Source organism: Dermabacter jinjuensis (genome assembly GCF_902381725.1).
Lineage (GTDB): Bacteria > Actinomycetota > Actinomycetes > Actinomycetales > Dermabacteraceae > Dermabacter > Dermabacter hominis.
In genome coordinates this window covers 174,281-189,640 of record NZ_LR698963.1, presented here as the reverse complement: position 1 = coordinate 189,640, position 15,360 = coordinate 174,281, and the positions used below count along the sequence as shown (strand labels likewise).

At 64.4% G+C, this 15,360-nt stretch carries 11 protein-coding genes and 1 tRNA gene; 5 read left to right on the top strand and 7 right to left on the bottom strand.

The features are described from left to right. Position 1: 1 nt before the first annotated feature. The 4 genes from FXY94_RS00875 to FXY94_RS00860 form a co-directional block, all read right to left on the bottom strand. Positions 2-589, bottom strand: coding sequence for a potassium-transporting ATPase subunit C (locus FXY94_RS00875; RefSeq protein WP_016663118.1), 588 nt, complete (start codon positions 587-589; stop codon positions 2-4). 92 nt (positions 590-681) lie between these two features. After that, on the bottom strand, positions 682-2,769 hold the full coding sequence (kdpB, locus tag FXY94_RS00870) for a potassium-transporting ATPase subunit KdpB (protein WP_016663117.1): 2,088 nt from the start codon (positions 2,767-2,769) through the stop codon (positions 682-684). Further along, positions 2,766-4,403 (bottom strand): potassium-transporting ATPase subunit KdpA, encoded by a 1,638-nt coding sequence (kdpA, locus tag FXY94_RS00865; RefSeq protein WP_016663116.1) that lies wholly within the window; start codon positions 4,401-4,403, stop codon positions 2,766-2,768. Before kdpA ends, kdpB begins: the two co-directional genes overlap by 4 nt. A gap of 2 nt (positions 4,404-4,405) precedes the next feature. After that, positions 4,406-4,531 (bottom strand): potassium-transporting ATPase subunit F, encoded by a 126-nt coding sequence (locus tag FXY94_RS00860; protein ID WP_082628504.1) that lies wholly within the window; start codon positions 4,529-4,531, stop codon positions 4,406-4,408. 348 nt (positions 4,532-4,879) lie between these two features. Here FXY94_RS00860 and FXY94_RS00855 point away from each other — a divergent pair. From FXY94_RS00855 to pabB, 3 genes are all read left to right on the top strand, one after another. Beyond that, positions 4,880-4,952 (top strand) — tRNA-Lys (locus tag FXY94_RS00855). Positions 4,953-5,278: 326 nt separating this feature from the next. Continuing rightward, on the top strand, positions 5,279-6,118 hold the full coding sequence (locus tag FXY94_RS00850; RefSeq protein WP_016663115.1) for an aminotransferase class IV: 840 nt from the start codon (positions 5,279-5,281) through the stop codon (positions 6,116-6,118). Next, positions 6,115-8,319 carry an aminodeoxychorismate synthase component I gene (gene pabB / locus FXY94_RS00845; RefSeq protein WP_016663114.1) on the top strand — a complete coding sequence of 735 codons (2,205 nt, stop codon included), beginning with the start codon at positions 6,115-6,117 and terminating at the stop codon, positions 8,317-8,319. Before FXY94_RS00850 ends, pabB begins: the two co-directional genes overlap by 4 nt. A 381-nt stretch (positions 8,320-8,700) precedes the next feature. Here the strand turns inward: pabB and FXY94_RS00840 are convergent, their stop codons facing one another. Continuing rightward, complete coding sequence (locus FXY94_RS00840; protein ID WP_016663113.1) at positions 8,701-9,945, bottom strand: dicarboxylate/amino acid:cation symporter; 1,245 nt, start codon at positions 9,943-9,945, stop codon at positions 8,701-8,703. A gap of 98 nt (positions 9,946-10,043) precedes the next feature. After that, on the bottom strand, positions 10,044-10,751 hold the full coding sequence (locus tag FXY94_RS00835) for an IMPACT family protein (protein ID WP_016663112.1): 708 nt from the start codon (positions 10,749-10,751) through the stop codon (positions 10,044-10,046). A gap of 49 nt (positions 10,752-10,800) precedes the next feature. Between FXY94_RS00835 and FXY94_RS00830 the strand changes: the two genes are divergently transcribed. Beyond that, on the top strand, positions 10,801-12,261 hold the full coding sequence (locus FXY94_RS00830) for a mycothione reductase (protein ID WP_016663111.1): 1,461 nt from the start codon (positions 10,801-10,803) through the stop codon (positions 12,259-12,261). A gap of 35 nt (positions 12,262-12,296) precedes the next feature. Here the strand turns inward: FXY94_RS00830 and FXY94_RS00825 are convergent, their stop codons facing one another. Next, the gene (locus FXY94_RS00825) at positions 12,297-14,261 is read right to left on the bottom strand and encodes an LCP family protein (protein ID WP_051120589.1); all 1,965 of its coding nucleotides are present in this window, start codon (positions 14,259-14,261) and stop codon (positions 12,297-12,299) included. Positions 14,262-14,365: 104 nt separating this feature from the next. Between FXY94_RS00825 and galE the strand changes: the two genes are divergently transcribed. Then, positions 14,366-15,331 carry a UDP-glucose 4-epimerase GalE gene (gene galE / locus FXY94_RS00820; protein WP_016663109.1) on the top strand — a complete coding sequence of 322 codons (966 nt, stop codon included), beginning with the start codon at positions 14,366-14,368 and terminating at the stop codon, positions 15,329-15,331. Positions 15,332-15,360: the final 29 nt, after the last annotated feature.

Sequence of the window (15,360 nt, the reverse complement as noted above, 5' to 3'; positions counted from 1 at the left end):
GTCAGTCCTTCGCCGCAAGCAGGTCGAGGTTCAGGTCATTGACGTTGACGACCTCTTCGCCTGCAAAGCCGAGGGTTCGCCCCTGGGTGTGCTTCTTGACGAGCTGTGCAACAGCTGACCGCGAAAGCCCCGAGTTCTTCGCCACTCGTTCGATCTGGATGCGAGCATACTCCGGGCTGATGTGTGGATCGAGACCGGAACTGCTCGCGGTCACCGCATCCGCGGGGACAACGGCCTCATCCACGCCGTTCTCGCGGGCGATAAGGGCGCGCTGCTCAGCGACCTGCGCGGTGATCTCCTCACCGACGGGGCTCAAGTTCGAGCCGCCCGAAGCCAAACCGTCGTAGTTGCCCGCCGACATCCGGGGGTGGAACAGAGCGGGGTCCTTCGACGTGTCCTGAGCGATCAGGGACGATCCAACGGTGCGGCCATCGAGGCTCATCATGGAACCGTCGGCATTGTGAGCGAACGCCCGGCCCGCGACCCACACGGCCGCCGGATAAAACAGGCCAAGCACAACGAGAAGGGCAAGAAGAACGCGCGTGGAGCGCCACACGGCGGAGACGAGTCCCGAGAGTGTCGAGTTCATGAGTTTTCCAATCGAGAGAAAAACGACAGTGGTGGTGGGGCCGAGCCGGAGAGGTCACGAGAAGCGGCGCCCTCGCGGCTCGGCCCTCATGGTTAGAGCCCGGGAATGATGCTCACGACAAGGTCGATGAGCTTGATCCCGATGAACGGAACGATGAATCCGCCAAGGCCATAGATGAGCAGGTTGCGGCCGAGGAGCTGGTTCGCAGAACCCGGCCGATACTTCACGCCCTTGAGTGCGAGAGGAATGAGCGCAACGATGATGAGCGCGTTGAAGATCACGGCCGAAAGGATCGCCGACTCGGGTGAACTCAGGCGCATGACGTTGAGCGCGTCGAGACCCGGGAAAACACTCACGAACATCGCGGGGACGATCGCGAAGTACTTCGCCACGTCGTTCGCAATCGAGAAGGTCGTGAGAGCACCGCGCGTAATGAGCAGTTGCTTGCCGATCTCCACAATCTCGATGAGCTTCGTCGGATCCGAATCGAGGTCCACCATGTTGCTGGCTTCCTTCGCGGCCTGCGTGCCGGTATTCATGGCCACGCCGACGTCGGCCTGCGCAAGCGCAGGGGCATCGTTCGTGCCATCACCCGTCATCGCGACCATGTTCCCACCGCGCTGCTCACTGCGAATGAGCGCGAGCTTGTCCTCGGGCTTCGCCCCCGCGAGATAGTCATCAACCCCGGCTTCCTTCGCGATCGCGCGAGCGGTCAGCTCGTTGTCACCGGTGATCATGACGGTGCGAATGCCCATCTTGCGAAGGTGCGCGAAGCGCTCCGTCATGCCTTCCTTGATGACGTCCTTGAGGTGCAGGCTCCCCAGAACGCGGCGCTCGCCGGCCTTTTCTTCGGCGACGACGAGGGCGGTGCCACCGTCGGAAGAAATCGCCCGTACGGCCTCATTGACATCCTCCGTGACGGCCCCGCCCTTCGCAGCGACCCACTTGAGAATCTCGGAGGCCGCACCCTTCACGATGGTGTGCTCCGGGGTGCGCTTCACACCGCTCATGCGGGTCTCCGCGCTGAACGGGATGAATTCAGCGTCCAGGTACTCGCTCTCGGGAATGGGGCCAACACCCATGGTCGTCGTTGCGAACTCCACGATTGAGCGGCCCTCAGGAGTCTCGTCCGCAAGTGAAGACAGGAGCGCGCCGTACGCGATTTCGTCATCGCTCACGCCGCTCGCGGGAATGAACGCGCTCGCCTGGCGATCACCCACCGTGATCGTGCCGGTCTTGTCCAACAGCAGAGTCGTCACGTCGCCAGCGGCCTCGACCGCGCGGCCCGACGTCGCCATGATGTTGCGGCGCATGAGCCTATCCATGCCGGCGATACCGATCGCCGAAAGGAGCGCGCCGATCGTCGTGGGGATAAGACACACGAGCAGGGCGATGAGAATCTCGATCGGCTGCTTCGCGCCCGCGTAATCGGCCATGGGGACGAGCGTCGCGACGACGAACAAGAAGATGAGCGTGAGCACCGAAAGGAACGCCGAAAGAGCGATCTCATTCGGGGTCTTCTGCCGCTGCGCACCCTCGACGAGGTCGATCATGCGGTCCACGAACGTGTTGCCCGGCTCCGAAGTGATGCGCACCTCGATCTCGTCCGAAAGGACGCGCGTGCCGCCCGTGACCGACGAACGGTCACCGCCGCTTTCGCGGATCACGGGAGCGGATTCGCCCGTAATCGCAGACTCATCGACCGTCGCGGCACCCTTGACGACGTCGCCATCGCCCGGGATCGTCTCGCCGGCACACACCACGACGATGTCGCCGGGGCGAAGATCCGCAGCGGGCACCTCCTCGATGCTTCCATCCTCGCGGCGCACGCGGCCCACGGCCGCTGTCTTCGCGGAACGGAGCGCATCGGCCTGCGCCTTACCTCGACCCTCGGCCACAGCCTCGGCGAGGTTCGCGAACACGACCGTGAGGAACAGCCAGATCGCGAGCGAGAACACGAACACGCTCGGCTTGAAAAAGCCCACGATGATCGTGATGAGCGCGCCCATCTCGACGATAAACATGACGGGCGTGCGCACCATGTGCGCGGGGTTCAACTTGCGCAGCGCCTGCGGGAGCGCCTTGGCAAGTGCGCGCGGCGTGAAGCCTGATCCGGAATTCGCGGTCTTCTCCTCGTGAGGCTGCGAAGACACGCGGTCGGTCACCTGTACCTGAGTCATTTCATGAGTCCTTCAGCAAGTGGTCCAAGAGCGAGCGTCGGAAGGAAGGACAGGCCGGTCACGATGAGCGCGATGCCGGCCATGACGCCTGCAAAGAGAGGTGTGTGAGTGCGCAGGGTGCCGCGGTTAGTCGCGACAACCTCCTTGGCGGCGAGCTTGCCCGCGAGCGCCACCACGAACAGCATCGGCAGGAAGCGGCCAAGCAGCATGGCGAGACCGAGCGCCACGTTGAAGAACGGCGTGTTCGCATTGAGACCCGCGAAGGCGGAACCGTTGTTGTTGGACGCCGACGTGAACGCGTACAGCACCTCGCTGAAGCCGTGGGGGCCGCCGTTGGCGAGCGACGCCGCCGTCGACGGCAGGGCGATGGCGACCGCCGAGCCCACGAGCACGAGCACGGGCACGACGAGGATGTACAGGCTCAGAAGCTTGACCTCGGTCGGGCCGATGCGTTTGCCCATGTAGACGGGCGTGCGGCCCACCATGAGCCCGCTGATGAACACGCTCATGATCGCGATGACGAGCATGCCGTACAGGCCGGAACCGACGCCGCCCGGCGCAATTTCACCGAGAAGCATGTTGAAGATCAACAAACTGCCGGAGATCGGTTCGTAAGACGAATGCATCGAGTCCACGGCGCCCGTTGAGGTGAGCGTCGTCGCGGTCGCAAACAAGCTCGAACCGACGATCCCGAAGCGCGCCTCCTTGCCTTCCATCGCGGCGAGGTGATCGCCCGCGAAGTGAAGCTGGAGGGCGGTCGTGGCGGCCAGCGAACCGATCGCGAGAACAGCCATCGCGCCGAGAACAGCCCAGCCCTGACGCTTGTCGCCCACCATGATTCCGTAGGTGCGGGGGAGGGCGAACGGGATAAGCAGGATCAGGAAGATCTCGATGAGGTTCGTGAGACCGTTCGGATTCTCGAACGGGTGCGCGGAGTTCGCGTTGAAGAAACCGCCACCGTTCGTGCCGAGCTCCTTGATCGCTTCCTGGCTCGCGACGGGCCCGCCGGGAATGATCTGTGTTCCACCGGTGAGAGTGTGCACGTGCTGGGCCGCGTTGAAGTTCTGGATGGCGCCGCCGGCGATCAGGAGGATCGCGCCGATGAACGCGATCGGCAGAAGGATGCGGAAGTTACAGCGCACGAGGTCAACCCAGAAGTTGCCGAGCTTATCCGTGTCATGGCGGGCAATACCGCGAATGATCACGATAGCCACGCAGATTCCGACGGCGGCCGAAATGAAGTTCTGGAACGACATGCCCAACATCTGCGTGAGATGGGACATCGTCGTTTCACCGCCGTACGACTGCCAGTTCGTGTTGGTCACGAACGAGGTTGCCGTGTTCCACGCCTGCGTCTCTTCGACAGGGCCGAGGCCGTGTGCCATGGGCAGCCACTGCTGAACACGCTGCAGGATGTAGAGGCCGAGCACACTCAGGAGGGAGACGGCGAGAATGTTGCGAAGGTAAATTCGCCACGAGTGCTCGCGGTCTGTTCGGATCCCCGCGAAGCGGTACACGAGCCGCTCCGGCCACAGGTGGCGCTCAGAGGTAAAGGTGCGCGCCATGTACGCGCCGAGCGGTCGATGCACCGCGACGAGTGCCGCGATGAGAACGAGGATTTGAACGAACGCCATGACTACCCGAACCTTTCCGGTCGAATGAGTGCATAGGTCACGTACACGATTGCGGCTGCGCAGATGAGCAGCCAGGCGATATCGAGGATGGTCACAGCAGGCTCACCGCCGATGCGAGGCCCAGGCATCCTCCGAAGAACACGGTCGTCAATACGACAAACACAATGTCGAGCACGGTATGGCTCCTGAATGGTGCTGCCGGAAACCCTCCGGCGTGGCGGATCCGCAACCGGGGTACCCGGTGTGCGAAGTCGCTCGGTTGAGCGGCACTGCTATCGAACGTCGAGGTCGCCCAGGCCCGAATGAAAACTGACGCGTTCTTGACGCGGCGCCGATTTTTCCTGACACATTCTTGACACCGCCTGGTCAGGGCTCACATTTTTGACCTGTTTCTCGCCGTGCGCATGCGTGAGGTGCGCCCCGCGAACTTGGAGGCGGGGCGCGGGCCCGCTATGCTGTTGTAGTTCGAGTAACAGGGGCCTTTAGCTCAGTTGGCAGAGCATCGGACTTTTAATCCGCGGGTCGCGGGTTCGATCCCCGCAGGGCCCACTCGACATGTGAACGGGCGGCTTGGTCATCATGACCGGGCCGCCCGTTTTCTGTGCCCGCCAGGTCGTGGTCGCCCGTTTTGAGCCGTCGTCCGCGCCCCGCTCTTCCTGTCTCTGTTTATGAAGAATCTGTCTCATCCCGGCCCTGCCGCTGCTTGGGTTGGCTGGTTTCTTCATAAAGAGCAACCGGGCCTGGGCTGCTGTAGTTCTTCTTGCCCCTCGCTGCGCAAGCTCAAGCCGGTGTACCTTTATCACTGCAGCCAGCAACAATGTCGCCTGCAACGCCCCGCCCACCTGCCCGCGCGATCACTGTGAAGGAGCCCTGCCGTGCCACTCGTTGATTCCTTCCTCGTGCGAGACGGCCGCGCGGTAGCCCCGAGCGCACACCGGGAGCGTATGTGCGAGTCGGCGCACGAGTTATGGGGCGCCGAGGTGGCCCCGGGCGCGATCGACGACGCCGTCACGGCGCTCTACGAACAAGCCGCGCACGCACTCGGGGGAGAGTCAGACCTGTTCTTCCCAAAACTCACCCTCGAGCATGTTGGCGGCGAGCTCAGCTACACCTTTGATCCGCGTTCCATCGCGGAGGAGCGCCTGGAGACCAACGCGCACCTGATCGCCTATCCCGGCAGCGATGAGCGCACCCACCCGCGCCTCAAGGGCCCCGATTTCGCCTGGCAGGAACGGGTGCGCGCGTGGGCCGTGAACAACGGCGCGAGCGACGCCCTTCTGCGCACACGCTCAGCGGAGGTGAGCAGCGCCGGAAAGCCCGACGGCACCTCGCACCCCCTCGCCCCTCAAATCCACTACAGCGAAACCGCATACGGGAGCGTCGTCCTGTGGACGAACGGCGTGCTCGTCACGAGCATCGATACCGACCGCCTGCCGAGCGTCACCGAACGCCTGATCGTGAAGATCGCGTGCGAGCGCGGCCACGAAACCCTCGCGGCGCCCCTCACCAAGCAGCGCCTTCTCGAGGCCGACGCCGTATGGCTGCTCAGTTCTCTGCACGGGGTGCGCGAGGCAACCGTCGGACTCACGGACCTGCCCGCCCCGCACATTGCCGACACCTACGCCCCTCCCCGCGGCCCCTTCGCTCCCGCTGCGCGGGACTTCCAGGCCGCGCTGTGGGAGCGCGCCGAACCGATCGGGGAGCTTGCCGCATGAGCGTGCTGATCATCGACAACCACGACTCGTTCACGTTCAACATCGCGCACCTCGTCGCCGAAGCCTCGGGCGAGATGCCGCAGGTGGTGCTCGCGAGCGGGCCACGCCCGAGCCTCGATGGCATTAGCCACGTGATCATCGGCCCGGGCCCCGGAACACCGCACAACCCCGGTGACCTCGGTTGCTCCCCGGACGTTTATCGAGAAGCACTCGAACGGGGCATCCCCGTGCTCGGTATTTGCCTTGGCCTGCAGCTCATGGCCGTCGCCCACGGCGGGCGCGTGGACCGTGCGCCCACCCCCATGCACGGTCTCGAGGATGAGGTGCATTTCGCCGACACAGTGGCAAACGATCCGGTGTTCGCGCGCCTGCCGAAAGTGCTGCGGGTCGTGCGCTACCACTCTCTCGCGATCGACGATTGCCCGCCTGAACTGGAAGTTCTTGGTACTACCGCCGACGGCGTCATCCAAGCAGCACGCTTGCGCGGGCGCAACGCGTGGGGCGTGCAATTCCACCCTGAGTCGATTCGCACCGAAGGCGGATTCGACCTCATGCGCGCCTTTCTCGCCGTCGGCGGCGGGGCCGCACCATGTCCTCGCCCCACGACCGCGCAGTGTGAAAACAGTGCAGGGGCGGGCTCGGCCCGGCCCTCGGCGGTGGGCTCCGACGTTGGCGCGGCGAGCGTCGGCCCAGAGTTTTCAGCGCCGACGCTCGCCTCCGCACCCGATTCAGCGCCCGCGACCCACACGTTGCTGCTCGGCAGCGAGGTGACGTTGACGAATGTTTTCACAGAGGCTGAAGCGCTTTACCGCAACCTTTTTTCAGCGCACGAACGGGCGGTGTGGCTCGACTCGGCAAGCGAGGATCACCGTTCGCGCTTCTCGATCATGGGCGCGTGCGATGGCCCAGGGGCGCACCTTTTCGAGTATCGAGTTCCGGAGGACGAACGCGTCGAGGGCGTTCCCGCAAAGGACGGGTTCTTCAGCGCGATGCGGATGAGGCTGAACGCGGTGCGGCTCGATGAAGAGGGGCGGCGCGCGTCGCAGGCCCTTGGCGGCTTCGCCCTCGGATACGTGGGCTACCTCGGCTACGGGCTCGGTGCCGAAACCCTCGGGCTCGAGCGAGAGTCTCGCGAGGACATGGAACCCGATGCTCACCTGGTGTTTCTCACGCGCGCACTCGTGATCGACCATGATCGCGGCACGGCGAGGGCCGTGGCGCTCGCGGAGCTCGACGCCGATGCGGATCATCCCGGAACGATGGGGGAACAGCATTCGTGGATCGTTGAAACGACTCGGAATCTGGTCAGCGTGCTCACGGGGGCGGGAGAAGCGCACGGGGAAGATCAGGGCGGTGAGGCGGAAGCTGGCGTCGGACCCTCACCCGCGTCCACCTACCGGCACACCGTGGCGGAATACGCGAAATTGATTGACCGCTGCCAGGAACTCATTAACGAAGGCGAAAGCTACGAGCTGTGCCTCACGAACGAGGCGCAGGTGCCGGGGAAGTACGACCCCCTCGACGTGTACGCGCAGCTGCGCCGCGTGGCGCGCGTTCCCTACGGAGCGTTTCTTCAGTGTGGAAAGTGGAGCGTCGCGAGCGCGTCGCCCGAGAGGTTTCTCGAGGTGAGCGCCGCAGGTGAGGTTGAATCGCGCCCGATCAAGGGAACGGCACCGCGCTCCGCAGATCCGGAGGAGGATGCGAGACTGCGCGCCGAGCTCGCCGCAAGCCGCAAAGACCGAGCCGAAAACCTCATGATCGTCGACCTCGTGCGGCACGACCTCTCGCGCGTGTGCGAGGCTGGCAGCGTGAAGGTGCCGCACATCTACCAGGTGGAGTCCTTCCCAACGGTGCACCAGATGATCTCCACCATTACCGGCAGGCTCGCGCCCGGCCGCACCGCCCTCGACGCCATCGAGGCGGCCTTCCCCGGCGGCTCGATGACAGGTGCGCCGAAACTTCGCACGGTGCAGCTTCTTCGCGACTTGGAGGGAGGGCCGCGTGGCGTCTACTCCGGCGCGATCGGGTGGATCTCGCCGAACGGGGCGGCATCGCTCAGCATTGTGATCCGCACGGCGGTGCTCGATGAGGCCGGCGCTCGCTTCGGCGTTGGCGGTGCGATCACGCGCCTGAGCGATGCCGGCGCCGAGATCGAGGAAACATTCACGAAGGCCCGCACGGTGAGGGCTGCCCTCGGCTGAGCGCTGCGACCTATCGGCTGAGCGCTGCGACCTAGGAGACGTGGCTTCGGGCGCGCCGGCTGAGGTGTTGCGGGTGGGGGCTGCGCCGCGGTCCAAGGCTGAGCCGTCGCGATCTAAGGCTGTGCCGGTGTCTCGCGTCGCGATCTGAAGCTTTTCCGTCGCGGATGGTGAAGAAAGTGCGGGGTTGCTGGCTTGGGTGGGGGTGTGGAGGCCAGTTTCTTTATGGAGAGCGACGGCAATGGGGCTAGCTACGGGAATCTGGGGTGGGCCCGAGGCGAAGGAAAGGCGCGGCCGAAGCCACGCCTTTCCAATTGCTCACTGCAGTGGTGCTGTGCGGTGCAGCGATGCTGCTATGTTCAGCGGTGATGCAGTGTGCAGCGCTTAGGCCGCAGCAGGTCCCTCAGCAGTGGTCGGCGAAGCAGCGTTCTCGGCGGTGGCGACTTCCTCGTCGTCATCGTCGCTGACCTTGCCGCCCGAGAGGCGATCCACGATCGCCGCGATCGCACCGTCGCCCGTGACGTTCGTGGCGGTGCCGAACGAGTCGAGCGCCACGTAGAGGGCCACCATGAGGCCCACCTGCGATTCATTGAACGCGAGCTGCTCCGCGAGAAGCGCCGAAGCCGTCACGATCGCGCCGCCGGGCACGCCGGGAGCAGCGATCATCGACACGCCGAGCATTGCCACGAAGCCGAGTAGGCTCGCGAAACTGTAGTCGCCGTGGGTGGTCCACAGGATCGCGAAGGCGAACAGGGTGATCTTCACGGTCGAGCCGGCGAGGTGGATCGTGGCGCACAGCGGAATCACGAAGTTGGCTACGGGCTTCGACACGCCGGCATCCTCAGCGCAGCGAGTCGTCACGGGAATCGTCGCGGCACTCGAGCTTGTGCCAAGCGCGGTGGCGTAGGCGGGAAGCATCTTGCCGAGCATGACCAACGGGTTCCTGCCCTTGGCAACACCGGCCGCAGTGAATTGAAGAACGAGCATGATCGCCGTGAGCACGAAGGCGAGCACCACGATCGGGAGCATCTTCATGATGATGTCCCACACTTCTTTCTTCGCCGTCATGTTTTCGAAAATGGCGAAAATGTAGAGCGGCAGAAGCGGCACGATGATCTTCGAAATCGTGGTGTTCACGATCTTGCGCAGCTCGAGGAAACCCTCGTGAATGGTGGCGGCGCGCACAGCCACGATGCCAAGGCCGATCACGAAGCTCGTAATGAGTGCCGTCATCACGCCAAAGATGGGATCCATGGCGATCTCGAAGAATGGCTCGAAGCTCGTTTCTGGCTCGCTTACCCCGCCGAGTTTCGTGCTCTCCCCGAGGAGCGTGGGGAAGGTGAGGTAGCCGGCGGCGATTGCGTAGGTGCCAGCGACGAGCGTCGAGGCGTACGCGAGCGCAGCAGTCACCCCGAGCCACTTGCCAGCGCCTTTACCGAATTCGGAAATGGCGGGCGTAATCAGGCCGATGATGATGAGCGGAATGATGAAGCTCAGGAAGTTGCCGAAAAGCTTCGAAAACGTTGCCGTCCCCCGCGACAGCCAGTCCGGCGCAACAAGCCCCACGAGAATGCCAAGCACAATCGCGATGACGATCTTCGTCAGCAGTGAATTCAGGATCTTTTTCATCAAGACTCCATTGTCAGCGTTAGGCGCGCGGTTCCGCGGCCTCCAAGCACTATAGGCCTCTGCGGGACTTTTCGCACACTCGCGGTGTTTCGCGGGGGTTAAAATCCGGCGGGCACATCGGCGTAGGTATATCCGACGGTTGCCGCGTTCACAGCGCCGCTCGATAGTTCCGCCGTAGCCCGCTCCAGGTCAGGAGCAGCGTCCACGCGGTGGATGAGGCGCAGGGTGAGCCCGTGCGCGGTGTAATCGGCTCCGCCGATGCTCACGCCTTCGGCGCTGTCTGCCCATGCGCGGATCGATGCCTCGAATGTCCCCGCGAGGTCGTAGCCGACGCTCAGGTCCGTGACCTGGCGAACGACGCGCTCGCGCACGAGCTTCTTTGCGCTTGCGGCATCGAGGGCGTCGGTCACGGCGCTGCCGTAGGCACGTACGAGGCCGCCTGCGCCGAGCTTGATCCCGCCGAAATAGCGCGTGACAACGGCGAGGATGTTCGTCATGTGCCGCCCTCTAAGGGCCTGCGCCATGGGCATCCCGGCCGTGGAGCTTGGCTCGCCGTCGTCGTTGGAGCGCTGTAGGTGTACCGGTGTGCCGAGCGTGAGGGCCGTGCAGTGGTGACGCGCGTTCGGGTGGAGCGCGCGGCGTTCGCGGATCAGATGGTCGGCTTCCTCGACGGTTTCGACGGGCGCGAGGTAGGCGAGGAATCGGGATTTCGTGATCACGAGTTCATTCTCGATAGGGGCCGTGAGCAGCAGCATTCGCTCGCTGGCTTCTGGCATAGTGTCGAGAATTTCGCGCATGGTGGACATTGTTTCACGGTCTCGAAGCTCGCGGCGGGCGGCCCGTATCCTTGAGACCATGAGCGCCCCAGAACATTTCGATATCGCCCTCATCGGCTCCGGTTCAGGCAACTCCTTCCCGGGCCCCGAATTCGCCGACAAATCCATCGTCTATATCGATCGTGGCGTGGGACCCGCGCACATCTTCGGCGGGACCTGCCTCAACGTCGGGTGCATTCCCACGAAGATGTTCGTCCACACGGCCACCGTCGCTGAAAACGCGAAAGAGGAGCACGCGGAGAAGTTCGGGGTCGACTCGAGGCTGGGCGGCGTCGGATTCCCGGCGGTGCGCGAGCGGATTTTCAACCGGATTGACCCGATCTCCCACGGGGGTGAGGAGTACCGCGCCTCCCACCCGGACAACGCTAACCTCACGCTCATTCGCGGTACGGCGCGGTTTACGGGCCCTAAACGCCTCGCGGTCGAGACCGACGGCGGAACGCGCGACATTACCGCCGATACTGTCCTTCTTGCCGCCGGCTCGCGTCCCGCGATTCCCGGTATTCCCGGGCTCAAAGAGGCGAAACCGCTCACGAGCGACACGATCATGCGGCTTGAGGAGCTTCCCGAGTCAATCGCGATCCTCGGCTCGGGCGTGATCGCCCTCGAGTTTGCGCACATTCTCGACGCTTTCGGCGTGGACGTGCACCTCATCGCTCGTTCCGGAACTCTTCTTCGCGCCTTCGATGAGGACATCGCGCACCGCATCACCGAGGTCGCTTCCGCGCGTTATCACGTGCACCTCAATGCCTCGACCACTCGGGTGCGGCGCACAGCAAACGGGGTCGAGATTGACCTGGAACCGTCGGACCCCACAGGCGAGGTGGCCCGAACCCTCACCGTCGCCGACATTCTCGTGGCGACCGGCCGCACGCCCAACAGTGACCTCCTGGAAGCCGCGGCCGGGGGCATCGGCGTCGATGATGGCGGCCGTGTCATGGTCGATGCCTACCAGCGAGCCCTCGACCCGAGCGGCCAGGTGCTCGACGGGGTCTACTCGATCGGCGACCTCAGTTCGCCGGCGCAACTCAAGCACGTCGCGAACTACGAGCTGAAGGTTGCGCGCCACAACATCCTCCACCCGCACGATTTGCGCCGAAGCGACGACATGCCGATCCCCGCCGCTGTCTTTACCGACCCGCACATTGCGCAGGTGGGCATGACCGAGCGCGAGGCGCGCGAGTGGGCAGAAACGACCGGGCGGGAGATCCGGGTGGCACGCCAGGAATTTGCCGACGTCGCCTACGGGTGGGCGATGGAGCTCGAGGCACCGGGTGACTTCGTGAAGATCGTCGCCGAGGCTGAGACCGGGAGGATCCTCGGTGCGCACATCATCGGCCCCGAGGCTGCGACGCTCATTCAAGTGCCTATCCAGGCGATGAGCTTCGGCCTGAACGCGCGCGACGTCGCGACCAAGCAGTACTGGATTCACCCCGCCATGCCCGAAGTTATCGAAAACGCCCTGCTGCAGCTCGCCTAAGCGAGCCGCACCAGGGCGCTATTCGCGGTGAGGGGTTAGCCCATCGGGTCTTCGTTGCCCGGCATGCACGGTGCGAGCGGGTCCTGATTGACCGTCGGGGTCTTGGTCTCGCCCGAGTCTGTCGAGTCACCGTCGTTCGAGTCGCCATCGGTGGTCGGCTCAAGCGGAAGAACGATCCGGATCCGCTGCGGCGCCGAATTGCGAGCACCAGCACCCGAGGGCGTGCCACCCGCGGCGCCGCTTGAGGGCTTGCCGCTCACGGGCACCTCGCCGTAGCCGACCATCGAATCGGCAATCGACGCCTGCACCCACTTCTTGATGTACGGGTAGTCGGGGTTGCCCGAATGCGTCACGGTCGGGTTGATCGGGTACGACTTGAAGCCACCCTTTTGGATGCGCTGCGCAAGGTCCGCAAACGCCTCGACCTGGCTGCGCGGGATGTCCGTCTCGATATTGCGTTCGGTCGCACCGATCAGCTTCGGGATATTGAGCGCGAGCGAGGACACGTTCGCTTCTTCCGCGACGGTACGCACGATGCGCTGCTGGCGGCAGTTGCGGTCGAAGTCGCTCGAGCCGTGGCGCGAGCGGGCGTACCACAGGGCGTGGAAGCCATCGAGGTGCTGCCAGCCCTTCTTGACGTAACCCTCGACCTTCGACGCGCCGCCGCCGATCGGGATGTCACGCTCCACTTCGATATCGACGCCGCCGATCGCATCGACGAGGTCGGCGAAGCCCTGGAGGTTCACCATCGCGTAGTAGTCGACCTTGAGGCCAAGCGTTTCCTCGACGGCCATTGTGGTCGCAGTCAGACCCGGGTTGTTGTCGCCCGGGAATAGATCGGGCCGCACGCCCTCGGCCCACGACCAGACCGCGTTAATGAGGTTCTGGTCCTTGCCGAAATACGTGAAGCCGTCCGGGAACTCTTCCGCAGGAGCCGAACCCTTCGGGAAGCGCACGTACTGAAGGTTGCGAGGGATCGAGAAGAGCGCCGTGCGGCCCGTCTTCGTGTCGATCGAGGCGACCATGATGGTGTCGGGGCGAGTGCCCGTGCGGTCGGGACCGGCATCCTGGCCGAGCAGCATGATGTTGACGCGTTCGCGGTTCGCCCACGGATCGACGCCGGGGGCGAGCTTGTGTTTGTCCGAGCCCGCAAAAACCTTCGAGTTACCAAGCAGCGCTTGGGTGGCGTAGAGGCTATGGGCGGTGTACACACCCGGAATTGCTACGACGAGTGCAAGCATGTAGGCGAGGGACCGCGACGCAGTGCGGGCGGGCCCGCGCAGCTTCTCGCGCACGTTGTGTAGCTGGTTCGTGAAGAAAATCGTCGAGACCCACGCGAGAGTGCCCACGATCACGGCGATGAGTGCGGCGATCACAACGGGGCGGCGCGTGCCGTAGTGGAACACGAGGGTGGCTGGATCACCAAACGCAAGGAGCGCGGCGCCGGCCCCCACGATGAGCACGGCGAGCACCATGAGCGCGATACCGAGCTTGCGCCACATTGTGGGAATGAGGCCGAATCCGGGGAACACGCTGCCGCTTGTCGTCCACACCGACGCTCGCGCGAGCGAGCCTTCCTCAAGACTCGTTCGACGGCCAATGCCGATGCTCGTGGGTGCGCCCGTGGGAATCGAATCGTCATCGTCGCGCGCAGCAGCGCCCTCGTGGCCGCGTGGGCGCACGTTCGGAAGCGGCTCGGTGCGCATCACGCCCTCGGGAAGTGGAGTCACGGCCGCGCCCTCGGCGAGGCGGGCAACAGTCCCAGGCTTCTCCGTTTCGGTGGCGGTTCCGACGGCTGCCTCAGCCCTCGTGCTGCCGGGCTTCGGGAATTGAGAAGCTTGCCTGCGGGAGAGGTCGAAACCATGCTCCCGCTGCGCCGCCTCATGGCGTTCCCGGGCGTTTTTTTGTGCGATCGAATCGGCCTTGGTGGGCCTCACGTATCGATGTCGACCCGCGCTGCGCTTGGGCAGTGTGGGTTCGGACGATTCTGGCACGGTCATGCCCGTCAGTTTACGGCGCGAAATATCTATTTCGTGGTTGCGGCGTGTGATTTGCGTGGAGATTCCGGGGAGGTTCCAGAGGGTGGGGCGTTTAGACTGAGGCCATGACAACTTTGGTTATTGGTGGTGCAGGTTACATTGGCGCACACGTTGTGCAGCTTCTTCTCGAGCGCGGCGAGTCCGTCGCCGTTGTCGATGATCTCTCGACTGGCTTTCGCAACCGCATCGGCGATGCTCCGCTCATTGAGCAGGACGTCACCGCCGATGGCGCCGTTGAGGTTCTCGAGCGCGAGATGCGCGAGCGCGGGGTGAAGGCCGTGATCCATTTCGCTGCCCACAAGCAGGTGGGCGAATCCGTCGAAAAGCCCGAAATGTACTGGCACGACAACATCGGCGGCCTCGCCAACGTGCTCGAAGCAGCGGCGCGTGCAGGCGTCCGCGACTTCGTTTTTAGCTCCTCCGCGGCCGTGTACGGCACGCCCGATGTTGACCTCGTCGATGAGGAACTCGAGTGCCGACCCATCAACCCCTACGGCGCGACCAAGTACGTGGGCGAATGGATGCTTGCCGACGCCGAGCGCGCTCACGGCATGCGCACCGTCGCCCTGCGCTACTTCAACGTAGCCGGCGCCGGTTCCCCAGAGCTCGCTGACAGTCTCGTCATGAACCTCGTGCCGATCGTGCTCGACACCCTCGAATGCGGGAAGAACCCGAAGGTTTTTGGTAACGATTACGACACCCCCGACGGCACCTGCATCCGCGACTACGTCCACGTCGAGGATCTCGCCGACGCGCACGTCGCCGCCCTCGGCTACCTCGAAAACGACGAGCGCGAATACCGCGTATTCAACGTCGGCACCGGAAAGGGCTCGAGCGTTCTCGAAGTAATTGACGCTATCGGCCGCGCCAAGGGCATCGAGATCACGCCCGAGATTGCCCCGCGCCGCGCTGGCGACCCGGCCCGACTCGTGTGTTCGACCGAGCGCATCGAGAAGGCACTTGGCTGGAAGAGCTCGAAGGACCTCGACGACATTGTGCGTTCGGCGGTCGAGGCGACGACCTGCCACTGAGCCGGCTGATTGCTGATTGTTGAGGGCGG

Bases quoted from the DNA above. Each gene is read 5' to 3' on its own strand.
- kdpA (WP_016663116.1), bottom strand. From the start codon at position 4,403: ATGGCGTTCGTTCAAATCCTCGTTCTCATCGCGGCACTCGTCGCGGTG.
- FXY94_RS00840 (WP_016663113.1), bottom strand. From the start codon at position 9,945: ATGAAAAAGATCCTGAATTCACTGCTGACGAAGATCGTCATCGCGATT.
- pabB (WP_016663114.1), top strand. From the start codon at position 6,115: ATGAGCGTGCTGATCATCGACAACCACGACTCGTTCACGTTCAACATC.
- FXY94_RS00860 (WP_082628504.1), bottom strand. From the start codon at position 4,531: ATGCCTGGGCCTCGCATCGGCGGTGAGCCTGCTGTGACCATCCTCGAT.
- galE (WP_016663109.1), top strand. From the start codon at position 14,366: ATGACAACTTTGGTTATTGGTGGTGCAGGTTACATTGGCGCACACGTT.
- kdpB (WP_016663117.1), bottom strand. From the start codon at position 2,769: ATGACTCAGGTACAGGTGACCGACCGCGTGTCTTCGCAGCCTCACGAG.
- FXY94_RS00825 (WP_051120589.1), bottom strand. From the start codon at position 14,261: ATGACCGTGCCAGAATCGTCCGAACCCACACTGCCCAAGCGCAGCGCG.
- FXY94_RS00875 (WP_016663118.1), bottom strand. From the start codon at position 589: ATGAACTCGACACTCTCGGGACTCGTCTCCGCCGTGTGGCGCTCCACG.
- FXY94_RS00835 (WP_016663112.1), bottom strand. From the start codon at position 10,751: ATGTCCACCATGCGCGAAATTCTCGACACTATGCCAGAAGCCAGCGAG.
- FXY94_RS00830 (WP_016663111.1), top strand. From the start codon at position 10,801: ATGAGCGCCCCAGAACATTTCGATATCGCCCTCATCGGCTCCGGTTCA.